Annotated in this window: 23 protein-coding genes; 20 read left to right on the forward strand and 3 right to left on the reverse strand. The window is 57.4% G+C overall.

Going from position 1 to position 22,734, the window contains the following annotated elements:
- Window positions 1-246: 246 nt before the first annotated feature.
- The 11 genes from GQR90_RS00175 to GQR90_RS00225 all read left to right on the forward strand — a co-directional run bounded on the left by GQR90_RS00175 (window position 247) and on the right by GQR90_RS00225 (window position 8,777).
- The gene (locus GQR90_RS00175) at window positions 247-666 is read left to right on the forward strand and encodes a rhodanese-like domain-containing protein (RefSeq protein ID WP_024951534.1); all 420 of its coding nucleotides are present in this window, start codon (window positions 247-249) and stop codon (window positions 664-666) included.
- A 94-nt stretch (window positions 667-760) separates the two neighbouring features.
- Window positions 761-1,267 (forward strand): protein-export chaperone SecB, encoded by a 507-nt coding sequence (secB, locus tag GQR90_RS00180; RefSeq protein WP_158772388.1) that lies wholly within the window; start codon window positions 761-763, stop codon window positions 1,265-1,267.
- A 148-nt stretch (window positions 1,268-1,415) separates the two neighbouring features.
- Window positions 1,416-2,162, forward strand: a complete 747-nt coding sequence (locus tag GQR90_RS00185; protein ID WP_158772389.1) for a 16S rRNA (uracil(1498)-N(3))-methyltransferase — start codon at window positions 1,416-1,418, stop codon at window positions 2,160-2,162.
- Window positions 2,163-2,391: 229 nt separating this feature from the next.
- On the forward strand, window positions 2,392-3,357 hold the full coding sequence (gshB, locus tag GQR90_RS00190; protein WP_158772390.1) for a glutathione synthase: 966 nt from the start codon (window positions 2,392-2,394) through the stop codon (window positions 3,355-3,357).
- 100 nt (window positions 3,358-3,457) lie between these two features.
- Window positions 3,458-4,375, forward strand: a complete 918-nt coding sequence (locus GQR90_RS00195) for a TonB family protein (RefSeq protein ID WP_158772391.1) — start codon at window positions 3,458-3,460, stop codon at window positions 4,373-4,375.
- A 15-nt stretch (window positions 4,376-4,390) separates the two neighbouring features.
- On the forward strand, window positions 4,391-4,948 hold the full coding sequence (locus GQR90_RS00200) for a YqgE/AlgH family protein (protein WP_158772392.1): 558 nt from the start codon (window positions 4,391-4,393) through the stop codon (window positions 4,946-4,948).
- Window positions 4,941-5,396 (forward strand): Holliday junction resolvase RuvX, encoded by a 456-nt coding sequence (gene ruvX / locus GQR90_RS00205; protein WP_158772393.1) that lies wholly within the window; start codon window positions 4,941-4,943, stop codon window positions 5,394-5,396. The genes GQR90_RS00200 and ruvX overlap by 8 nt, the downstream gene beginning before the upstream one ends.
- Before the next feature lie 83 nt (window positions 5,397-5,479).
- Complete coding sequence (pyrR, locus tag GQR90_RS00210; protein WP_158772394.1) at window positions 5,480-6,028, forward strand: bifunctional pyr operon transcriptional regulator/uracil phosphoribosyltransferase PyrR; 549 nt, start codon at window positions 5,480-5,482, stop codon at window positions 6,026-6,028.
- On the forward strand, window positions 6,025-7,077 hold the full coding sequence (locus tag GQR90_RS00215; protein WP_158772395.1) for an aspartate carbamoyltransferase catalytic subunit: 1,053 nt from the start codon (window positions 6,025-6,027) through the stop codon (window positions 7,075-7,077). Before pyrR ends, GQR90_RS00215 begins: the two co-directional genes overlap by 4 nt.
- On the forward strand, window positions 7,074-8,339 hold the full coding sequence (locus GQR90_RS00220; protein ID WP_158772396.1) for a dihydroorotase: 1,266 nt from the start codon (window positions 7,074-7,076) through the stop codon (window positions 8,337-8,339). Before GQR90_RS00215 ends, GQR90_RS00220 begins: the two co-directional genes overlap by 4 nt.
- Before the next feature lie 222 nt (window positions 8,340-8,561).
- Entirely contained in the window at window positions 8,562-8,777 is a 216-nt protein-coding gene (locus tag GQR90_RS00225; protein WP_267902050.1) for a tautomerase family protein, read from the forward strand.
- 161 nt (window positions 8,778-8,938) lie between these two features.
- Here GQR90_RS00225 and serA read toward each other — a convergent pair whose 3' ends face one another.
- Entirely contained in the window at window positions 8,939-10,189 is a 1,251-nt protein-coding gene (gene serA, locus GQR90_RS00230) for a phosphoglycerate dehydrogenase (protein ID WP_158772398.1), read from the reverse strand.
- Between the two features lie 320 nt (window positions 10,190-10,509).
- Between serA and xseB the strand changes: the two genes are divergently transcribed.
- The 5 genes from xseB (at window position 10,510) to GQR90_RS00255 (ending at window position 16,482) form a co-directional block, all read left to right on the forward strand.
- On the forward strand, window positions 10,510-10,794 hold the full coding sequence (gene xseB, locus GQR90_RS00235; RefSeq protein WP_158772399.1) for an exodeoxyribonuclease VII small subunit: 285 nt from the start codon (window positions 10,510-10,512) through the stop codon (window positions 10,792-10,794).
- 86 nt (window positions 10,795-10,880) lie between these two features.
- Complete coding sequence (locus GQR90_RS00240) at window positions 10,881-11,726, forward strand: farnesyl diphosphate synthase (protein WP_233266500.1); 846 nt, start codon at window positions 10,881-10,883, stop codon at window positions 11,724-11,726.
- 12 nt (window positions 11,727-11,738) lie between these two features.
- The gene (gene dxs / locus GQR90_RS00245) at window positions 11,739-13,661 is read left to right on the forward strand and encodes a 1-deoxy-D-xylulose-5-phosphate synthase (RefSeq protein WP_158772400.1); all 1,923 of its coding nucleotides are present in this window, start codon (window positions 11,739-11,741) and stop codon (window positions 13,659-13,661) included.
- 245 nt (window positions 13,662-13,906) lie between these two features.
- Window positions 13,907-14,539, forward strand: coding sequence for a glutathione S-transferase family protein (locus GQR90_RS00250; protein WP_233266361.1), 633 nt, complete (start codon window positions 13,907-13,909; stop codon window positions 14,537-14,539).
- A 665-nt stretch (window positions 14,540-15,204) separates the two neighbouring features.
- On the forward strand, window positions 15,205-16,482 hold the full coding sequence (locus GQR90_RS00255; RefSeq protein WP_158772401.1) for a DUF4172 domain-containing protein: 1,278 nt from the start codon (window positions 15,205-15,207) through the stop codon (window positions 16,480-16,482).
- A gap of 147 nt (window positions 16,483-16,629) precedes the next feature.
- On the opposite strand, the gene trhA is transcribed toward GQR90_RS00255, so the two are convergent.
- Together trhA and ribA are read right to left on the reverse strand one after the other, a co-directional pair.
- Entirely contained in the window at window positions 16,630-17,361 is a 732-nt protein-coding gene (gene trhA, locus GQR90_RS00260) for a PAQR family membrane homeostasis protein TrhA (RefSeq protein ID WP_158772402.1), read from the reverse strand.
- Window positions 17,362-17,659: 298 nt separating this feature from the next.
- Complete coding sequence (ribA, locus tag GQR90_RS00265) at window positions 17,660-18,295, reverse strand: GTP cyclohydrolase II (protein WP_158772403.1); 636 nt, start codon at window positions 18,293-18,295, stop codon at window positions 17,660-17,662.
- A 339-nt stretch (window positions 18,296-18,634) separates the two neighbouring features.
- On the opposite strand from ribA, the gene hemE reads away from it, so the two are divergent.
- The 4 genes from hemE to GQR90_RS00285 all read left to right on the forward strand — a co-directional run bounded on the left by hemE (window position 18,635) and on the right by GQR90_RS00285 (window position 22,622).
- Complete coding sequence (gene hemE, locus GQR90_RS00270) at window positions 18,635-19,732, forward strand: uroporphyrinogen decarboxylase (RefSeq protein ID WP_158772404.1); 1,098 nt, start codon at window positions 18,635-18,637, stop codon at window positions 19,730-19,732.
- Window positions 19,707-20,126: a hypothetical protein gene (locus GQR90_RS00275; RefSeq protein ID WP_158772405.1), complete on the forward strand. Its 420-nt coding sequence runs from the start codon at window positions 19,707-19,709 to the stop codon at window positions 20,124-20,126. Before hemE ends, GQR90_RS00275 begins: the two co-directional genes overlap by 26 nt.
- Window positions 20,127-20,329: 203 nt before the next feature.
- Window positions 20,330-21,193, forward strand: a complete 864-nt coding sequence (gene speE / locus GQR90_RS00280) for a polyamine aminopropyltransferase (RefSeq protein WP_158772406.1) — start codon at window positions 20,330-20,332, stop codon at window positions 21,191-21,193.
- 403 nt (window positions 21,194-21,596) lie between these two features.
- Window positions 21,597-22,622: an amino acid ABC transporter substrate-binding protein gene (locus tag GQR90_RS00285; protein WP_158775193.1), complete on the forward strand. Its 1,026-nt coding sequence runs from the start codon at window positions 21,597-21,599 to the stop codon at window positions 22,620-22,622.
- The last annotated feature ends 112 nt before the right edge of the window (window positions 22,623-22,734 follow it).

Consider the following 22,734-nt stretch of genomic DNA (forward strand, 5'->3'; position numbering starts at 1 on the left):
AGGGGCCAAGTGCAAGTGCTGGTAGTGTATCGGAGGGATTGGATAGCACTATCATTGCGCATGCTGGGATAAAGGTATCCAGCCATCTTTGAAGTGTCGCGTAGATACGCCTTTTAGATGCCATCCTGCGGGCATTCACGACTGGGCCTGTCATGTATAATGCTGGCTCCGTTACCTCAGGTAGCGGTCTATTTCCTTTGCCGCGTACGCGCTGGCATGCACGTCACAGCGGAGTTAGCCCGTCTCATGATCGAACAGCTGCTTCAGTTCGCGCAGAATCATCCTTTGCTGGTCGGCGCCTTTGTCGCCTTGCTGGTCGCCCTTATTGTCATGGAGACCATGCGTGGCAATCACGGTGTCAGCGTCAGCGAGGCCACGCGACTGGTCAATCGCGAAGAGGGTGTCTTCATCGACATCCGCGACAGCAAGGAATTCAAGGCCGGTCACATTGCCGGTGCCGTCAACGTTCCCAGTGCTCAACTGACCAGCGCGACCACGCCGCTGGACAAGTACAAGGAGCGTCCGGTGATCGTTGTCTGCAAGCATGGCCAGACGGCTGGCCCGCTGGTGGCGCGTCTTGAGAAGGACGGCTTCAAGCAAGCCGTCAAGCTCAAGGGCGGCATGGGCCAGTGGCAAGCCGATAGCCTGCCGGTCGTGACTCGCTAAGTACACTGGTTCGAGTACCCCGGCGAGCCTGCAGGTCTGCTGGAAGCAGGCGTGCAGTCAAAAATAATTCTCCGAAAATTCAAGGATATGTCTCATGGCTGAAGAACAGAACGCACAGGCTGCAGCGGGCGATCAACCGGCTCAGGATCAGCTCCAGTTTGCTCTGCAGCGCATCTACGTGAAGGACGTGTCCTTCGAAGCACCGAATTCACCGGCAGTCTTCTCCCAGCCGTTCCAGCCGAAAGTGGGCCTGGAGCTGGATACCGAACATAAGCAGGTCGGCGAAGAGCTGTTCGAAGTGTCCATCAAGGTCACGGCACAGGTCACCAACGGCGAAGACCAGACCACCGCGTTTCTGGCGGAAGTCGAGCAAGCTGGTCTGTTCCGCATTGCAGGCCTGTCTGCTGAGCAGCTGGATCATACCTTGGGTGCCTTCTGCCCTAATGTGCTGTTCCCGTATGCTCGTGAAGCCATCGACAACCTGGTCAACCGTGGCAGCTTCCCTCCGCTGATGCTGGCGCCGGTCAACTTCGAAGCCATGTACGCGCAGCGCAAGCAGCGTGAAGCGCAGCAGCAGGGTGCCGAGGCTACCGCTCACTGATCATGTGAGTACGGCGGTAGATAGTACTTCCAGCGACGGGCCCCAGTGGCCCGTCGCTGCGTTTTTGGCCACAATGCCGGCCTGTGTTCCCCATCTCTCTTTTTATTGGCGTGCTTCCCTCGCCCCTGACTGCCACGAGACTTTGCCCATGGCCATTCGTCTGCATTGCCCTGAACTCGACCTCAATGTCAGCGCTGGTGCTTCCTTTGCGCTCCCTGAAGGGCCTGCGCGCCATCTCGGGCTAGTATTACGTGCCAAGGTAGGCAGTGAAGCGCAGTTGTTTGATGGCCAGGGGCAGGAAATACGGGTAACGCTGGAGGAAGTCACGCGCAAGGGAGTGAGCGTGCGGGTCGTCGAGACCGTGCCCAACGATCGGGAGTCACCGCTGGCGGTGCATCTCGGTCAGGCGATCTCCAAGGGCGATCGCATGGATTATGCAATTCAGAAGGCCTGCGAGCTGGGTGTGGCAGCAATAACACCGCTGTACACCGCGCGTGGTGATGTAAAGCTCAAGGGGGAGCGCGCCGACAAGAAGCTGGCGCACTGGCAAGGAGTCGCGGCGAGTGCCTGCGAGCAGTGCGGGCGCAGCGTCGTGCCGGTCGTGCACCCCCCCATCTCGATGACGGAGTGGTTGTCCGTGCGAGATGAGTCACTCAAGTTGATCTTGCAACCGGGCGGGGCAGAAGCGCTTGATGCAGCCGAGACTGCAGGGGGAGTCACCCAAGCCAGTCTGTTGATCGGCCCGGAGGGCGGCTTTACGGCAGACGAGGTAGCGGAAGCGGCTACGGCAGGGTGTCAGGTGTTGGGGCTGGGGCCGCGTATCCTGCGTACCGAGACAGCGCCTGTCGTTGCGCTTACCTTGTTGCAGCAGCGCTTTGGCGATCTGCCGCGTTAGAAGCTGGCTTTCTCCTGCAGAGAGCGGCAAGGGATGGATTGTTGATATCCCGGCAACACAGCGTGAGATGTCATTGCCCTTCTCGCCAGTGGTGAGCAACGAAGTGCTGCTGCATACTTGTCATATCGCTTCTACCGCCTCGTTCCGATGTTCGTGAGGTGGTGCAAGACTCCCGTTTTCATCACTGTCGGCGGATGGATGTCGGCAGTGTCGTCATAAGGTTGCCTCGATGACAGCTCGTAAGCTCAAGATCGGTGTGGTCATGGACCCGATGTCCACCGTTACCTACAAGAAGGACACCACTCTCGCCATGATGTGGGCCGCCACTCAGCGTGGCTGGTCGCTTCACTACCTCGAGCAGGAAGATCTCTATCTCGAGAATGGCCGAGCCATGGGGCGGATGCGTGACCTGGAAGTCTTCCATGACCCCGATGCCTTCTATCGCCTGGGCGACGTCGTTGCGACCCCGCTGGCGGAGCTGGACGTGATCCTGATGCGCAAGGATCCGCCCGTCGACGAACACTTCTTGAATGCTGTCCATCTGCTGGGCTTTGCAGAGCGTGAAGGTGTACTGGTGGTCAACCCGACGGCTGCGTTACTGATGTGCAACGAGAAGCTGTTCGCGCAGCAGTTCCCGGAGTGCATTCCACCGACGACGGTGTCGGCCAACGACAAGGTGCTGCGTGCCTTCCATGCCGAGCATGGCAACGTCATTTTCAAGCCACTGGATGGTATGGGTGGCAGCGGTATCTTCCACGTCGCTGAAGACGGCCGGAATCTCGGGTCAGTGATCGAGCAGCTGACGCTGCGCGGCAAGCGTCAGATCATGGCTCAGCGCTATGTGCCGGAAATCAGTGCCGGCGATACACGCATCCTGCTGATTGACGGCGAACCCGTCCCCTTCGGTCTGGCGCGGATTCCCAGTGCGGGCGAGACTCGCGGCAATCTGGCCGCAGGCGGCCGCGGTGAGTCGCGTGAGCTGACGGCGCGTGATTATTGGTTGGTGGAGCAGGTCAAGCCAGTGGTGAAGTCGCTAGGGTTGATGTTTGTCGGACTGGATGTGATCGGTGATTACATCACCGAGATCAACGTCACCAGCCCGACCTGTGTGCGCGAGATTGATCATCAGCGCGGCACGGACATTGCGGGCCTGCTGATGGATGCCATCGAGACACGCCTGGACACGCGTAGCTGATTGCCGCTGAGCTGCCATGGTATGGCATGGAGAGTTAGCAGTGATCGGCAGGGATGCCGAGGATCGCTGCAAGTTGATTCGCTGACAGGGAGTACAGGGCATGGCAGCACCCGGCGGATGGTGGGAGCCGCTTCATGGCGTCACCGACCCGATCACCTATGTGCCGGTGACGCGCGTGCATCGTCGTGTCGTGGCCTGGGGTGCAGCACTGGCCATCCATGTGGGAGTTGGCTGGTGGCTACTGGAGAGTGGATTGTTGATACCGCCACAAGCCCAGCCGCTACCACCGCCCGTCATGTTGGATGTCACGTTGGTGAGCGAGGCCACTAGCGCCGCAGTCAAGAGCGATGTGATCGCCGAGCAAGCTCAGCAGGCCAGTGGTAGTGGTCGTGAGGCGATAGCCCATGCCGGGCCGAAGACGCCTGTGCCACCACAACAGGGTGAGGCTGCGTCCGTGCCTGCGGAAGCACCGCAACCTGAGGTGACTGAGGCTGCGATGGCATCACTGGTGCTGCCTCAATATATCCCTGAAGTGATCACTACGCAGACGGATTCACCGCAGCAAGTGGCGCACTCGGAGTTGTTGCCTGACACGCCGGACCGTGAACAGGAGGCCCGCGAGCAGGACGATGTGCTGGCCCGGGCTCAGGCATCCGGTCAGACGCGCGAAGTTGTGGGTGAGTTGGCATCACGCAAGGCCGCGCGGGCCTCAGCACGAGCTCGTTATATCAATGACTGGACCGGCACTGTTCAGTCATTTGGCAATCTTCACTACCCTGCACCTGCCAACCTGAGCGGTGAATTGCGCATCCGAGCGGTCATACTACCCAACGGTCAGCTTGAGTACGCGGAAGTGTTACAATCTTCAGGACATGCCGAACTCGACCAGGCTGCATTGGACACGGTGTATGGCGCGGCACCCTACGCTCCCTTCGATGAGAGCCTCAAGGGGATGAGTCGCCTGACCATCACTCGCATCTGGCGGTTCGGCTCCGGTAACGATTCTGGCGCGCCCTGACGCCTCGGGAGGACCATGCAAAGTCTGCGAGACTATTTCCTGCTGGCGATGCCGCATCTCGATGATGATAATTTTTCCGGCTCGCTCAGCTATCTCTGTGATCACGACGAAAAAGGCACGCTCGGTGTGATCGTCAACAAGCCGATCAAGCTGACCATGCGTGGCCTGTTCGAACAGCTGGAAATTACTGCCGATAGCTGCGAATGCCTCGACGATGTTGTCTATTACGGCGGCCCAGTGCATAAAGATCGTGGCTTTATTCTGCATCGCGGTCAGGCGGAAGAATGGGACTCCAGTCTGCAGGTGACTGAGGAACTGGCGTTGACCACTTCGCTGGATATCCTCAAGGCCATTGCGGGCAACAAGGGTCCCGAAGATTTCATGGTATGCCTGGGGTGTGCCGGCTGGGAGCCTGATCAGCTGACCAATGAATTGAAAGAAAATAGCTGGCTGATCGTCGAAGGCGATAGCGGCATCCTCTTTGATGCAGATAGTGACTCACGTCTTGATGCGGCCGCGCGAAAACTCGGTGTCGACATGAGTCTGATGTCGCGGGAGATTGGGCATGGCTGAAAGGGTAACAAGCCGCACGGCATTGGCATTTGATTTCGGCACACGTCGTGTCGGTGTCGCGGTAGGCACTGAAATGCTGGGGACGGCTTCACCGTTGGTACCTTTGCATGTGCGTGATGGCATCCCCGACTGGAATGTCGTCACCCGCCTGATTGATGAGTGGCAGCCTGACCTGTTCGTTGTCGGCTTGCCGCTGGAATTGGATGGTAGCGAGACCCTGATGTGCAGTCGCGCCCGCAAGTTCGGCAAGCGACTGTATGGCCGTTATGGAAAACCGCTGGAAATGTGGGATGAGCGTGGTTCCACCAAGGCTGCGAAGAGTCTTGCGCGTGAGCGAGGCCACCGTGGCAACTATCGAGATGATGGTGTCGACGGATTGGCCGCTCAAGTGATTCTCGAGAGCTGGTTTGCCAACCAGCGAGGCGAAAGCAATCTTGTCGGTTACTGAATATCTCACCCGTTTCCTTTCAGGAAGCGGGTTTTTTTTGTCTGTCTGCCGCTGCCCGGCAGGGAAAAGAGGAAGCGATACCCATGCAGGAACCTGAGGTGCGTGACGAGTACGATGCGTTGCCCGATGTGCAGGCCTTGCTTGAGGCCATGACGGAAGAGCTCGAGTTGTTATTCGAGCGTCGCGAGATTGACCGTGAGCGTCTGATTCCGGTGGGTATTCATACCGGGGGCGTATGGGTCGCACAGGCACTGCGCGAGCGATTGGGATTGTCAGCTCCGCTGGCGACATTGGACATTGGCTTCTGGCGTGATGATTTCGGCCACAAAGGCTTGCCGGATGCGGGGCAGGGGTCGCAACTGCCGGATATCGAGAATCGTGACTTGCTGCTGGTCGACGATGTGCTGATGAGTGGTCGCACTGTACGCGCCGCACTCAATGAGCTCTTCGACTACGGGCGTCCGCGTCGCGTGCTTCTTGCCTGCCTTCTGGAATTGCCGGGACGTGAGCTACCGGTACAACCGGACGCTCTGGGAGCAAGTCTAGCGCTAGCGCCAGGTAAGCGTATCAAGCTGGAAGGTCCGCAGAACCTTCGTCTGACACTGGTGGATACTGGGGAGGGCGCTACATGAATCTGTTGGATCTCTCTCAAGCCAGTCCCCAGGCACGTGCTGCCTCGCCAGCACAGGTGCAGCTCGATCATCAGGGACGCCTGCGTCACTTTCTCGATATCGAGGGCTTGCCACGCAGTATCCTGACCGAAATTCTGGACACCGCCGATCACTTTCGCGGTATCGGCGATGCCGAGGTCAAGAAGGTCCCGCTGTTGCGTGGGCGTACAGTCGCAAACCTGTTCTTTGAGAATTCGACACGTACCCGCGCGACGTTCGAGCTCGCGGCCAAGCGTCTATCCGCGGATGTACTCAATCTGGACATCAATACCTCTTCGGCTGCCAAGGGTGAGTCATTGATGGATACGCTGGTCAATCTGGAAGCCATGCAGGCGGATGCTTTCGTGGTGCGCCACGGTGACTCCGGTGCAGCGCATTTCATCGCCAGCCAGATTACGCCGAACGTGGCGATCATCAATGCAGGGGATGGTCGTCATGCACATCCGACTCAGGCGATGCTCGACATGTTGACCATTCGTCGCCACAAGGGAGAATTCGCCAACCTGCGAGTGGCGATCGTGGGCGACATCCTGCACTCACGTGTTGCTCGCTCGCAGATTCTGGCACTCAATACGCTCGGCGCTGCCGAGGTACGAGTGGTGGCACCGCAGACACTGTTACCGGTGGGTATTGAAACGCTAGGCTGTCGTGTGTTTACCGAGCTTGAGGCAGGGCTCAAGGATGTTGATGTCGTCATCATGCTTCGATTACAGAAAGAGCGCATGGATGGTGCGCTATTGCCCTCTGAGTCCGAATACTACCGTCGCTATGGTTTGACACGCGAAAGCCTCGCACACGCCCATCCAGAGGCGGTAGTGATGCATCCTGGGCCTATCAATCGCGGTGTTGAAATTGAATCGGCGGTTGCGGATGGTCCACGTTCGTTGATCCTCGACCAGGTCACCAATGGCATAGCCGTCCGCATGGCGGTGTTATCGATGGCAGTGTCGGGTCAGATGAAAGCGCGTGCTGAGCGCAGGGATGAACGTACACGAGGAGCTGGCGCATGAAGCACAGCCTGATCAATGCCCGGGTGATTGACCCGAGCAGCGGCCGTGATGGCCAACATGACCTGCATCTTGAGGGCGGCCGCCTGGTCGCCATTGGCGCAGCACCACTAGGCTTCGTTGCTGAGCAGCAGCAAGACCTCACCGGCAAGTGGATCACGCCGGCCTTCGTCGATCTCGGTGCTCATTTGCGTGATCCGGGGCCTCGCTACAAGGGCAGTCTGGTGAGCGAGTCAGCAGCAGCACTCGCTGGAGGCTATGCCACTATCCTGCCGAGACCAGATACCAGCCCTGTACTCGATAGTGCCTCGCACGTACGGACACTACTCGACCGTGCTCGCGATGTAGCTGGCGTCAGGCTTGCTCCATTGGGGGCTCTGACACAAGGACTTGAAGGTGATCTATTGGCCAACATGGCAGCACTCAAGTCTGCTGGCTGTGTCGCCCTGACCAATCTACGCAAGCCTGTGCGCGACCTTGGTGTGCTGCGCCGCTGTCTTGAGTATGCGCATACCTTTGATATCACGGTGGTGTTTCAGGCCCAGGAGGCCACTCTGGCCGGGCATGGCTGCGCGCATGAAGGAGCTATTGCTTCACGGCTGGGCCTGGCAGGTATTCCTGAGTCTGCCGAGACGATTGCACTGACCCAGTGGTTGCTGTTGATTGAGCAGACCGGCGTACGTGCCCATGTCTCACTGCTCTCAAGTGCACGCGCGGTAGCATTGATACGTGATGCCAAGGCGCGTGGGCTGGATATCACAGCAGATGTCTCGATGGCTCAGCTGCATTGGACTGACGAGCAGTTAGAAGGTTTTAACGCCAACTTCCATCTAGAGCCGCCGTTGCGGAGTGCCAAGGATAGAGATGCGCTACGTGCTGGTGTTGCCGATGGCACCATTGATGCCATTGTCAGCGACCATCTGCCTCACGAGGCAGCAGCCAAGTGTGCGCCTTTTGCGGTTTCCGAACCGGGCATGACGAGTCTGGAAACCATGTTGCCACTGGGCTTGGCACTGGTGAATGCAGGCATGCTTAGTATGCCTCGATTGATTGAATCACTGACTTTTAGCGCGCGTCGCTTTGGCCTGGAAGGGGGCAGACTGCAAGAGGGGGAGTGCTGTGATCTCGCGATTATTGATCCGCAGTGCTGCTGGACGGTAGGTAGCGATACGCTGTTGAGTGCGGGACACAATACGCCCCTGCTAGGGATGACTCTGACAGGTCGTGTTCATCAGGTACTCTTGGGCAATGCGGTCTACGCTTGAATTGGCATGTTTCACGTGGAACATTCACGTATTCAGGCGCGTAGGAAAAAGCATGAGTGATTTACCTTATTTCTTTTATAACAATGGCTTGTATCGCTTCTTCATGCGTATCGAAGCGAGATTTTATCAGAGTGTGAGCAAGTGTTGATGAAGCGCTTGGGTCACTACGATGAAGCAAAATGTTTCACGTGAAACAATCCCGTCGCGAGCATTGAATCCACAATTACAGACCATTTCTTACGGGGGCAAACGATGCCAATGATTCGTGCAGAATTCATCAGTGGAAAAAGCGAAGAGCAGAAGCGTGAGCTGGTAGAGGCGCTAACGCGAGAGACGGTGCGCGTGCTCGGAGTTCGAGAAGAGGCGGTATGGGTTGTCCTTCAGGAAGTAGAAGCTGAAAACTGGGCTGTCGGTGGCACACGGCTTTCAGATAGATAAATTGATTTAACTAGCTGATTTTAAAGTAATAAGATTCAGTCTTTGACATTGATGTTCCACGTGAAACATCATGTGTGCAGCCTCTTTCAGTCTGTTTCCGTCAAAAAAAACGCCGCAGTCAAATGACTGCGGCGTTTTTAGTTTTTCGCATAGTGCTACGATCAACCCTCGAAATCTGCTTCCGAGTAGAGTGTGCGAATACGCAAGGTATGGTCGACAGTTTTCAGTGCTTCAAGCGCCTTCTTGCCGTATGCCTTGTCGACATCAATGACCACATAGCCGACCGTATTATTGGTCTGCAGGTACTGGCCAGAGATGTTGATGCCTTCGTCGGACAATACCTGATTGATACGAGATAGCACGCCCGGCACGTTGTCGTGAATGTGCAGCAGGCGATGTTTTTCCGGATGAGCTGGCAGGGCGACTTCAGGGAAGTTGACCGAGCCAACAGTGGTGCCGTTATCGGAGTAAGTCACCAGTTTCTCAGCCACTTCGACGCCGATGTTTTCCTGGGCTTCCATGGTGGAGCCACCGACATGCGGAGTCAGGATGACATTGTCGAATTCGCGCAGCGGAGACACGAACTCTTCCCCGTTACCTTTCGGTTCGACCGGGAAGACGTCGATGGCAGCGCCCAGCAGCTTACCGCTGGCAAGAACTTCTGCGAGATCTTCAATGACTACGGTAGAGCCGCGAGCCGCATTGATGAAGACGCTGTTCTGCTTCATCAGCGCGAACTGCTGCTTGCCCATCATCCACTTGGTAGAGGGGATCTCGGGCACGTGCAGTGTGACAATATCAGCGCGTGCGAGGAGCTCTTCCATACTGGCAACCTGGCGAGCATTACCCATGCCGAGCTTGGTGACAGCATCGTAATAGATGACATCGAGGCCCAGTGATTCGCTGAGTACTGACAGCTGAGAACCGATGCTGCCATAGCCAACGATACCTAGCGTCTTGCCGCGCACTTCATGGCTGTTCTTGGCCGTCTTCATCCACAGGCCACGATGGGCCTTGGCACTCTTCTCCGGTACGCCACGCATCAGCATGATGGCTTCGGCCAGTACCAGCTCAGCAACGGAGCGGGTGTTGGAGAAAGGCGCATTGAATACCGGGATGCCTCGCTTGAGTGCAGCTTCCAGATCGACCTGGTTGGTGCCGATACAGAAGCAGCCGATGGCGGTCAGCTTTTCGGCAGCGTTGATCACGCGCTCATTGAGCTGGGTGCGAGAGCGAATGCCGATGAAGTGCACATCGCGGATTCTCTCGATCAGGTCATCCTCGGCAAGCGAGGTCTGAAGCAGCTCGATATTGGTGTAGCCTGCATTCAGGAAGTTATCTACCGCGGACTGGTGGACACCCTCGAGCAATAGGATCTTGATCTTGCTCTTGTCCAGAGACGTCTTGGCCATTGTCGAATCAACCCTCTCGCCGGTCATGCCGGCGTTTCTGTTCGTTTGGTCTTTTTTCGTGACCTGCTGGCGTGTCACGCCTCGAGGAAACGCCAGAAAAACAGCGGGCGTGCTGTCAACAGGGGAGCAAAGAATATCACAGCCAGCGGGGCCTTCGGATGAAATGTCCGTGTGGTCGGTATGAAAAAGCCGCAGTTTGGTATGGGTTACTTGCTGTTATTCGTAAGTGCCGAGTGGGCAGCGTCGCGAAGCCCATCAGGTTATACTGGCACCTCACACAGACACACCGGGCCCGCCCGGTCCGATGAGCGAGAGCACTCATGGCCGAACAGGAAGCGCCGCAGGATTTCGCCGCCACCCTTGCCCGTCTTGAAGGGTTGGTGACGCTGCTCGAAACTGGCGACATGTCGCTGGAAGCGTCGCTTGGCGCTTTCGAGGACGGGGTGCGTCTGGCGCGCGAAGCGCAGCAGCGTCTCGATAGTGCCGAGCTGCGGTTGCAGGCGCTGATAGAGGGACCCGAGGGCGCACTAGTGCCGGCAGCATTCGCCGCACCTGAAACCTCGGCCAGCGCGTCGGGTGATGCAGATGAGGAGAAGGACTGGTGACGTCAGGTATAGTGAATCCAGAGGTCTCGTCATCCGATTTGCAGGCGAGTGAGCTGATCCGTTCAGGACAGGCACGCAGCGAGGCTGTGCTTGAGACGCTGCTGACGCCGGTCAGTGGCGCCGTGAGTGAGCGCCTCGAAGAGGCCATGCGGTATAGCGTATTGGGTGGTGGCAAGCGTCTGCGACCCGTGCTGCTGTACGCAGCGGGCCGTGCGCTGGGTAGTGACGAGGATATCGCTGGGCGCGCCGCGCTGGATGCCGCTGCCGCTGCATTGGAACTGGTGCATGCGTATTCACTGGTCCATGATGACCTGCCGGCCATGGACGATGATGATCTTCGTCGTGGTCGTCCGACGGTGCATCGTGCTTTTGACGAGGCGACTGCCATCTTGGCCGGTGATGCCTTGCTGACGTTGGCCTTTGAAGTGATGGCTGACTCAGGGCACGTGAGAATGCCTGCGCTGGTGCGTACGCTCGCCGAAGCTTCTGGCCGTCGCGGCATGGTCGCTGGTCAGGCGCTGGATCTCGAGGCCGTGGGGCAGTTCCGCGAAGTTGAAGCGCTATCAAGGATGCATGCTTACAAGACTGGAGCGTTGATCCGCGCAGCTGTTCGTCTAGGCGGACTGGTCGCAGTGCAAGAACAGGATTCGCGTCTGGTGGCACTTGACCGCTACGCTGCTGCCATTGGCCTTGCCTTCCAGATTCAGGATGACATTCTGGATGTGACCGGCGATACCGCGACGCTAGGCAAGACTGCCGGCGCGGACGCCGCACGTGACAAGCCGACCTATCCCTCGCTGCTCGGGCTCGAAGGCGCTCAAGAGCGTGCTGGCCAGCTGTTGGACGAGGCCCTGGATGCTCTGGCACCGTTGGGAGAGGCCGCTGCGCCACTCGCGGTGCTGGCGCGCTACATGATCGAGCGAGACCACTGATTCCTGACGCCTATGAAGCTGTTTGACGAGATACCTCAGGCGCGCCCCGCGACGCCACTGCTTGATGCTGTAGAGACCCCATCGGCCTTGCGAACGCTGAGCGTGGCACAGCTGCGCCAACTTGCGGATGAATTGCGTGCCTACCTGCTCTATAGCGTTGGCTGCACGGGTGGACACTTCGGTGCCGGCCTTGGTGTGGTCGAGCTGACGGTAGCGCTCCATCATGCGTTGGAAACGCCGCATGATCGTTTGGTATGGGATGTGGGGCATCAAGCTTATCCGCACAAGATTCTGACGGGTCGCCGTGAGGCCATGCATAGCATGCGTCAGTACGGTGGCCTATCGGCCTTCCCCAAGCGTGCCGAAAGCGAATTCGATACCTTCGGGGTCGGCCACTCCAGTACCTCAATCAGTGCCGCGCTCGGCATGGCGCTGGGCGCCCGCACTGCAGGCGAGAAACGGCGTGCCTGTGCCGTTATCGGTGATGGTGCATTGACGGCCGGCATGGCATTTGAGGCACTGGCGCACGCAGGGCACGTCAAGGCCAATCTTCTGGTGGTGCTCAACGACAATGAGATGTCGATCTCGGAGAATGTCGGTGGGATGGCCAGTTATCTGGCACGTATTCTGGCGAGTAAGCCGTATACCCAGATGCGAGCCAACGGCAAGAAGGTGCTATCGCATCTGCCAGGCGCGCTTGAGTTTGCCAAGCGCACCGAAGAGCACATGAAGGGCTTCATTAGTCCGGCAACATTGTTTGAAGAGATGGGCTTCAACTATATCGGCCCCATCGATGGGCATGACCTGCCTGCGCTGGTGCAGACGCTGCACAACATGCGCGACCTGGAAGGGCCGCAGTTCTTGCATGTGGTCACCCGCAAGGGCAAAGGCTTCATTCCTGCCGAGCAGGACCCGATTGGTTATCACGCCATCACCAAGCTCGAGAAAGCACCACTGGACGTCGCCCGGGAAGCGCCTGCCGTCACCGATGCGCCTATTGCGAAACCGCAGAAGTACTGCAGCGTGTTCGGTAACTGGTTGTGCGATGCCGCGGCTGCCGATCCACGTATCATTGGCGTGACGCCAGCGATGCGTGAAGGCTCGGACCTGGTGCGCTTCTCGAAGGAATACCCAGAGCGTTACTACGATGTCGCCATCGCTGAGCAGCACGCGGTGACGGTTGCGGCAGGAATGGCTTGTGAAGGTATGAAGCCCGTCGTGGCGATTTACTCCACCTTCCTGCAGCGTGGCTACGATCAGCTGATTCATGACGTGGCGGTGCAGAAGCTGGATGTCACCTTCGCGATTGATCGTGCTGGACTGGTTGGTGAAGACGGCCCGACTCACCACGGCAGTCTCGATCTCTCCTTCCTGCGCTGTGTGCCGGAGCTAGTGCTGATGGCACCCGCGGATGAGGCAGAGTGCCGTGGGATGTTGAGTGCGGCGCTAGCATATCCGGGGCCAGCGGCAGTACGTTATCCGCGTGGTACTGGACCTGGTGTGGCAACGGGGCATGATCTTGAGCCACTGCCGATCGGGCGTGGCGAATATCGTCGGCGTATCGTCGGTAATCCTGACGTACGGGTAGCGATTGTAGCGATCGGCAGCATGAATATGCCTGTTACCGAGGTAGCTGAGGCACTGAATGCGACCCACTTCAACCTGCGCTCGATAAAGCCGTTGGACCGTGAGGCGCTGCTGGATATTGCCGAGGGACATGATCTGGTCGTGACTGTCGAAGAAAATGCCATCGCCGGTGGTGCTGGTACAGGTGTGGCCGAGCTATACCTCAATGCAGGCTTGGCACAGCCCATGTTGCTGTTGGGGCTGTCGGACAGTTTCGTTGAGCATGGCAAGCCTGCTGAGTTACTACGTGACTGTGGGTTGGATGCTGCCGGTATTCGCGCCAGTATCGAGGCACGCCTCGCTCGCTGAGTGCTTGTTCGAGTGATACTGAAGCGCCTGTGGATGACTCGAGACATCGAGTTGTCCACAGGCGCTTTTTTACGTCCGTATTCCGAAGGTTTCTGTCCAGTGGGTGCGACTTTTCTGGCCAGCCAATCCATATCACACCATGCTAGGTTTCGCTCTTTTGATGTCTCCTGATGCACTTTTCTGTGAGATGTCTTGTGCTATTCATGGTCCGGTTCGCCATCCATCTTTCTGGAGTCATTTTTGCCATGTTGACGACCCTTTACAGCTATCCCAACTCCCGCTCACTACGTGTTGCCTGGACGCTTGAGGAGTTGGGCCTCGAGTATCAGGTACACAGTCTCGATTTGAAGGCGGGAGAAGGACGTAGCCCTGAGTATCTGGCGATTCACCCGGACGGCAAGGCGCCCGCATTGGTGGACGATGAAGTGACGCTGTTTGAGTCAAGCGCCATTTGCCGTTACTTGGCCGCTCGTGAAGGCCGCTTGATGCCGCCATCGCTGGCCGGGCAGGCACAGCTTGATCAGTGGCTCAGCTTCCTTACTACCGAGCTCGAGCAGCCGTTGTGGACGCTGGCCAAGCACACCTTTGCCCTGCCGGAAGAGCAGCGTTGTGATGCAGTGAAGCAGACGGCACAGTGGGAGTTTCAGCGAGCGTTGGCGGCTTTGTCGCGTCGTTTTGACGGACGTGGCTGGCTACTGGGTGATGAATTCACCCTTGCTGACCTCTTCTTGGCGCAGACGCTGGGGTGGGCACAGAAAGCAGGTCAGCCGATACCTGAAATGCTGGAAAAATGGGCGTCAGAGGCGCTAGCGCGTCCGGCATGTGAGCGTGCACGACAGCGTGAAGCCCTGGCGGCCAGTGAGCGGCAGAAGGCTTGATGCCAGCCTCTGTGCGCCGAGAATGAGGGATAACATTACCTAGTGACACGACGACGCAGTATTGAGTGAATGAAATGGCTCTAGAAGGCCGCTGAAGCGCCAAGGCGCCATCCTGATATCAGGATGGCGCCTTTTTCGTTTTTAGTCCGTAGAGAGGCTTGTTGGCCGTATGAATGCAATGTGTAGCCAGGATTATGGATGAAATGAGTGGCCCGTGCGGATGACGTGGCCGTACTTACCGCGATGTCGAGCATTTCATGACGCCCACCATCTTTTTCGTTGGGGCGAAGAGAGCTTCCGGAAATGGAAAGGGAAAGAAAGAGGGAGAGAGTAGAGACAGAATGGCATAGGAAAGGCCATTTGATGCGCTTATTTACCAGTTTTGACTCTTTATTTGATTCGTAAATGCGGTGTTTGTGCATCGATGCGTATTAATTGATCCATCTCGGTTGTCGGCATGCATAGAGAAGGGTTTCATCAGGAGATAAGCGAGAAGAATCATGCAATTGAAGGATGAGATTGCTTTGTCTGACATGCCGCGGGTTAAAGTGCACTCCATGATTCCATTTATTGCTTTTTTCGTATCTAAATATGAAGCGTAAAGTGTTTTGTTGCGCATCTTTTGTTATCATCACCTGGAAAAAGATCAATGGAGATAACAACTTATGTGGATATGGCAGCAGGACGACTGGCCGCAGGGTCGATTGACGGTCATGGCTCTGCTGGGGCCGCTGGCGGCGACGCAGGCAGTCATGTCTCCGTTGGTGGCTCAAGGGCAGCACCTTTACCCGCGACAGCGCCTGCGCCTTGAGGCGACCTTGCTCAGCGAAGAGATGGAATCCAGTGCCCAGCTGTCTGGTGTAGTGCTCAGTCGCGCAGCATTGCGTGATGCGCTGTATCAAGCACTGGGACTGGAGACCGGGCAGCAGGAGAGTCCTCGCGGACAGTCACCCGGTGTTGACGTATTTGCTGATGTCACGCTTGAGGTTGTTCGCACTGCCTTTCAGCCGTTACAGCAAGAGCAGGTATTGGAGTGGCATCGACGACTGGGCCCTTTTCTACCGCGCAGCAGTGGCCAGCAGTTGGGCGCATGGCGTGCCGGGGCCTATGAGGCTGTCAGTGGGCGCTATGGGATCAAGCGTTTGCGCTATCGCGCGCCGGCGACCACGCCACAAGAGCTAGAAGAAGAGCTCGCTGCCTTTTGGGCGCGTTTGACAGCAGAAGAGCCGGATGTGGATAACCCGGGTGTCTTGAATGCTCTCTTGCTGCATGCGCACTGGCAGGCACTATCACCGCTGGCAATAGGCAATGGTTTGATCGGACGCCTGTTATTGATGCGCTGGCTAACCCGCATTGATGCGCTGGGTGCGCTACAACAGCAAAGCGAATGGTCAGGAAAGGTTGGTGAGCAGCTCGGCGGGGAGGCGTTGGAGCAGCTGTGTTGGCGTCGTCAGTCATTGTTCGCAGTAGTGCTTGAACATCAAGATGCGCTGCGTGAGCTGGAACAGCACTGTTTTGGCAAGCCGGATGAATCTGCCAGCGGACGTCAGTTGCCACCGATGCTGGATCGCGCCCTGAATGGTGAGGCGGTAGAGGAATTGCCCGGCGATATGAATGCCTGGGTACAGTGGTGGATGGCCCGGCTGCGTGAGGGAGGGCGACGTACCTCCTTCCATTATCAACGTGTACAACGTTCTGAACGGCTATGGCTGCAGCATGCACGTACACCGCTGAACTCACGTCAGCGTGAATTGGTACTGACGCTATTGGAGCGCGATGACGAAGAAGGCATAGGTCGTGCGGAATATCGTGCGTTGGTCGCAACCTCTGATCCCACCGCAGCGCGTGATCTGGCAGACCTGACGGCCAAGCAGGTATTGGAAAGTTATGGCGTTGGACGAGGCACACGCTATCGCTTGCCGATTTTCACAGAGCAAGAATAGTGCGCAGAAAATCATCAGGTCGACGCCGACGGTGGAAGGTAGGGGAGGGGCTAGCGGGCAGGAATAACACTGGGCAGAAGCAGATCTGAGCAGAAGTAGGTCAGGGCAGAAGTCACCGCGATAGACTACTTCTGCCCAGTGAAGTGCTCAGACGGTGTAAGGCAGTACACCGGTATAGATGGCAAAGAAGTGGCAGGTGCTGCCACCGAGCACGAACAGATGCCAGATCGCATGGTGATAGCGCAGCTGCGTCATCAGGAAGAAGATCACGCCTAACGTATAGGTAATCCCTCCAGCGACCAGCAGGATCAGCCCGTTTTCGGAAAGCTGATCCACCAGCATGGGTGAGGCAAATACGATCAGCCACCCCATCAATAGATAGACGGTGACGCGTAGAGTGCTGAAACGCTCTGGCCAGCGCAGCTTGAGAAAGATGCCGCCGAGCGCGAGAGACCAGATGATGGCAAACAGCGTCCAGCCGGTAGGACCGCGCAGATTGACCAGCAAGAAAGGTGTGTAGGTGCCGGCGATCAGCAAATAGATGGCGCAGTGATCCACTAGCTGAAAAGCATACTTGAGACGTGGATGACGAATGCCGTGATAGAGCGTCGAGGCGGCATAAAGCACCACCAGCGTGACACCGTAGAGGCTGACGCTGACAATCTTCCACGGATCAGCTTCTGTCGCCAGACTGGCCATCACGATGAGCACGATCATGCCGATCAACCCCATCACGGCACCGATGCCATGACTGGCGCTGTGCAGCCATTCTTCAAGATGAGTATAGAGGGCAGGCTGTGAATCGCCGTCGTCCCTCTGATCAGAAGGCGGCGATGGGGGTGTGGATAAAGAAGAAGACGATAACGAATCGTTGCGCATGGCACGGCCTCCGGCGCGGGTTCACCTCTAGATTACTCCTCCTCGAGTGACGGCGTCATTTCACGCATGGCCATCTTGCGAACTCTGTTGGCTATCTTGTCAAGGCAATGCTGTCGCGATGAGTCACGTATGGCATCGTGCTAACGCCATTGTGGCTTAGTGCATAAGCAGCCGACACGACGATCGGCCACTTATCCAGAAATGAACGGCGCGGGAGGTTGATAACGAGGTTGATAACTCTGAGGCCAAGAGTCTTTGCCTTCACTAGCGCTAGTCTTGGCCGCCGAGGCTCTTAGGACTAGTTGCGACGCTCGATATCCACGTCACTGGCCTGAGTGAAGTCATCCAGCGCCATCATGTGGCCCAGTTTGTCAGCCTTGGTGGAAAGATATTGCTCGTTATGCGGGTTCAGGCCTGTGGTGATGGGTTGACGCTCGCTGATAGTGACGCCATCACGGGTGAGGGCATCCACCTTGCGCGGGTTATTGGTCATCAGCTTGAGCGTGTGAACGCCTAGGTGCTCAAGCATCGGTACGCAGATATCGTAGCGGCGCATGTCGGCACCGAACCCCAGTCGCTCGTTGGCTTCAACGGTATCAGCACCACCATCCTGCAGTTCGTAGGCGCGAATCTTGTTGAGCAGCCCTATACCGCGCCCTTCCTGGCGGAGGTAGAGCAGCACGCCGCGGCCTTCGGCGGCGATGCGCTTGAGCGCTTCCTGCAGCTGATAGCCGCAGTCACAGCGCATGGAGAAGAGGGCATCGCCTGTCAGACATTCCGAATGCACGCGGGCGAGCACTGGCGCGCCATCATCGATCTCGCCCAGTGTCAGCGCGATGTGGTCCTTGCCGGTGGTCTCGTCTTCGAAACCATGCATGGTGAAGGTCGCCCAGGGCGTTGGCAGCCGCGAGGCGGCGATGAATCGAATAGTCACTGTTCACCTCGAACGCCCGAGCATGTGTCGGGCTAAAAAAGCGCGGGCATGCTGTTATCTCGAAGTGCGCTGGCGGTGGTGCGAGGCATTCGGCAGACAGCATGCAGTCATGCGGGGAGTTTACCAGTCTGAAGCGCCCGACTCATCGCCCTGTAAGGAAAAGCGTTGTTGCCGCTATCACGACAATGGGGGTGTTCGGCGCATCAGGGGTTACGTAACGTGACGTGAGAGGGGAATTTGCACGAATGCCAATACATTTGATGCATCATGGCGATTGGCGGGATTTTGCTCAGGCTCTGATAGAATGCTTCTACATTCCCGAGCTGATGTGTGATTCCGATGACCCTGAAGAATGATCGCTTCCTGCGTGCGCTGGCCCGTCAGCCCGTCGACCGTACACCTGTCTGGATGATGCGCCAGGCTGGACGCTACCTGCCGGAGTACCGTGAACTCCGTGGTCAGGCCGGTGGTTTCATGGACCTGTGCATGGACACCGCGCGTGCCTGCGAGGTAACGCTGCAACCGTTGGAGCGCTTCCCGCTCGATGCCGCCATCCTGTTCTCCGACATCCTGACGATTCCGGATGCGATGGGCTTGGGTCTTTACTTCGAGACTGGCGAAGGGCCGAAATTCCGCAAGACGGTGCGTACCGCAGCGGAAATCGAGGCACTGAGCTTGCCCAATGTCGAGCGTGACCTCGATTACGTCATGCGCGCAGTGTCCACGATTCGTCGTGAGTTGAATGGTCGCGTGCCGTTGATCGGTTTTTCCGGTAGTCCGTGGACGCTGGCGACCTATATGGTAGAGGGCGGTGCCAGCAAGGATTTCCGCCATGTGAAGGGGCTGATGTATTCCAACCCGGAAGCCATGCATCAGCTGCTCGATATGCTTGCACAGGCCGTCACTGACTATCTGAATGCTCAGATCGCCGCCGGTGCTCAAGCCGTGCAGATCTTTGATACCTGGGGTGGCACGTTGTCCACGCCGGCCTATCTCGAGTTCTCACTGCGTTATATGGAGCAGATCGTTGCTGGTCTCAAGCCGGACAGCGAAGGCAACCGTGTACCGGTGATTCTGTTCACCAAGAATGGTGGTCAGTGGCTCGAGCATATCGCGGCCAGTGGCTGTGATGCTGTCGGTCTCGATTGGACTACCGAAATGTCCAGCGCCCGCGCGCGCGTCGGCCATCGTGTGGCACTGCAGGGCAATCTTGATCCCAACGCACTGTTCGGTTCACCGGCGGCTATCCGCGCCGAAGTCGGCCGTATTCTCGACAGTTACGGTCAGGGCCCGGGCCACATCTTCAACCTGGGCCACGGCATCAGTCAGTTTACCGATCCCGGTAACGTCAATGCCTTGATGGACGCACTGCACGAGCTGAGCCCCGCGTATCATCAGGACGACATTGCCAATGCCACTCCGTTGGCACGCAGCTGACGTGACATCAGCCGAGCAGCGCCTCGTTCCTCGCCGTGGCTGGGCGTTCGTGGCGCTGCTATGCCTGTTGCTGATCCTTTTCGGCACGCTCTCTCCGGGCGAGCCGCATCCGGAGCAGACCTTCCCGTGGGATAAGCTGCAGCATTTCTCGGCTTTTGTTCTACTCGCGCTGATGACACGGCTATCGGGAATTTCCAGCCTGATTATTCTGCCGGCACTGCTGTTGCTGGGTGTCGGCATCGAATGTCTGCAGCTCTTGATTCCCTATCGTGGCGCCGAAGTGTTGGATGCTGTCGCTGATCTCGGTGGCATTCTGGTCGGGCTGGGTTTGCATCTGAGTGGTCGTCTGGTGCTGGGGTTGCTGCGCGTAAAGCAGACTTCCCACCTCAATTGAACTCTCGCCTATGCATGGCTGTCGTGTAATTGTCATGCATCAGGTCTTTCCACTCCGTCTGTCTTTGGCTATGGTGCAGCGCCTGCGCCACGCTGATGCATTATCGGCAAGGCTCATTCGATGCTCTAGTTCTTGATGTACTAGATACCATCCCGATTCATACCTCGATATCCCGATTCCCGATATCCATTGCGAGGGTCCCCATGACCGAACGTCTCGATGGCTCCTGGTTTACCGAAATCTTCGATCGCCACGGCAGCGCCTTCTCGCTCAAGGTCAGCCACAAGCTGCATGACGAGCAGACTCCCTATCAGCACCTCGAAGTCTATGCCACCGAGACCTACGGCAATTTGATGGTGCTGGACGGCTGCGTGATGCTGACCGATCGCGACAACTTCCTCTATCACGAGATGATGTCGCACCCGGCGCTGTTCGCCCATGCTGCACCCAAGCGCGTTGTCATCATCGGTGGTGGTGACTGCGGTACGCTGCGTGAGGTGCTCAAGCACCCGGGCGTGGAGAAAGTGACGCAGATCGATATCGATCCAGCGGTTACACGTGCCTCTGAGAAGTTCTTCCCGGCATTGGTCGATTCCAACGATGATCCGCGCGCTGAGCTGTTGTTTGAAGATGGCGTGAAGTGGGTCGACAATTGCCCGGACGAAAGCATCGACGTGATGATCGTTGACTCTACTGACCCGGTCGGTCCGGCGGAAGGTCTGTTCAAGACTGACTTCCTCAAGCGTTGTCACCGTATCCTCAAGCAGGGCGGCCTGATGGTGCAGCAGAGCGAATCGCCGCTGTATCACACCGACTCCATCATCAAGGACCTACGTAATGATATGGGCGAGGCCGGTTTTGATAGCGTAGCCACGCTACCGTTTCCGCAGCCGGTGTATCCGTCCGGCTGGTGGAGCTGCACGCTCGCCGGCAAGGGATGTGATGTGAAAGCCTTCCGTGAAGAAGACGCGGCGGCGGCAACGTTCGCGCGCGATTTCTACACGGTGGAAGGGCATCGCGCTGCGTTGGTACTGCCGCCCTTCATGCAGCGCTTGCTGGAAAAATGATCGATTTTCAGCGGCATGTTGAGTGCTTCTGGATGAGTCAGCGTTGATGCGGGAAGGCTGAGACATTGGTCGCAGCTGTCCTGTTGAGAGCCAGAAGAAAACCTAAGCGGCCGTTTCATTATGAAACGGCCGTTTTTATTTTGCACCGATATGAAGCGAACATGCCGAATAACGGCACCATCTACGCGCCAAGCACGCCATACTATCCTTGGCCTCTCTTACCATCTTTGGCCTTTTTCACTGTCTTTTAGTGGTTTTTCAAGCGTTGAACGTAGTGAATTACGCGATAGGCGGAAATTGGAACGCAGCTTGCTATTGTCGAGGGGTGCCATGCATAGCATTGCACCACATCCGTATCGGAAAGATTTTCGAGCGGAACCCAGACATACGCGAGGGATTCATGATGCATAACAATAAGAAGCCACTGCTGATCGTTAGCGCCGCCCTTCTGGCTACCGTTGTAGCCAGTGGCGCCAGCGCAGCGACTCTGGATAGCGTCAAGGAAAAGGGTTTTGTCCAGTGTGGCGTCAGTACCGGCTTGCCGGGCTTCTCGGCACCGGATGATGCTGGCAACTGGCAGGGCCTCGATGTCGATGTATGCCGTGGTGTGGCTGCTGCAGTATTCGGCGACGCCAGCAAGGTGCGTTATATACCGCTGACGGCCAAGGAGCGCTTCACCGCACTGCAGTCCGGCGAGATCGATGTCTTGTCACGCAACACCACCTGGACCGCTACACGCGATACTTCACTGGGCCTGAACTTCGCCGGCGTAAACTATTATGACGGCCAGGGCTTCATGGTCAGCAAGGATCTCGGTGTCGCCAGCGCCAAGGAGCTGGATGGCGCAGCCATCTGCATCCAGTCCGGTACCACGACCGAGCTGAACCTGGCCGACTATTTCCGCCTCAATGGCATGAAGTTCGAGCCAGTCGTTTTCGATACCTCCGATCAGACCGTCAAAGGCTTTGAGGCAGGCCGTTGCGACGTACTGACTTCCGATCAGTCCCAGCTTTATGCCCTGCGTATCAAGCTTGCTGATCCGGCTGCCGCAATGGTGCTACCGGAAGTCATTTCCAAGGAGCCGCTGGGCCCCGTCGTAAGTCAGGGTGATGATCAGTGGTTCAACATCGTGAAATGGACCCTGTTCGCTCAGATCAACGCGGAAGAAATGGGCCTGACGTCCGAGAATGTTGAATCCATGAAGGCCGATAGCAATCCGAACATTGCCCGCTTGGTCGGAGCCGATGGCAACTATGGCGAGGCCATGGGTCTATCAGCAGATTGGGCATATCAGGTGATCAAGCAAGTCGGTAACTACGGTGAAATGTTTGAACGCAATGTGGGTACAGGCTCCGCGCTGAATATCGAGCGTGGTTTGAATGCACTGTGGAGCAATGGCGGTATTCAGTACGCCCCGCCGATTCGCTGATCTACTGAGCTTCGCTTCATTAGGTAAAGCGGATTCTCTGTCTTGTGCAGCAGGCTGAGCAAGGACGCTGGCCAGGGAGAGGTGGCCATCAGGCTATCTTCCCTGGCCAGTG

Origin of the sequence: Cobetia sp. L2A1, assembly GCF_009796845.1 — a bacterium.
GTDB lineage: Bacteria > Pseudomonadota > Gammaproteobacteria > Pseudomonadales > Halomonadaceae > Cobetia.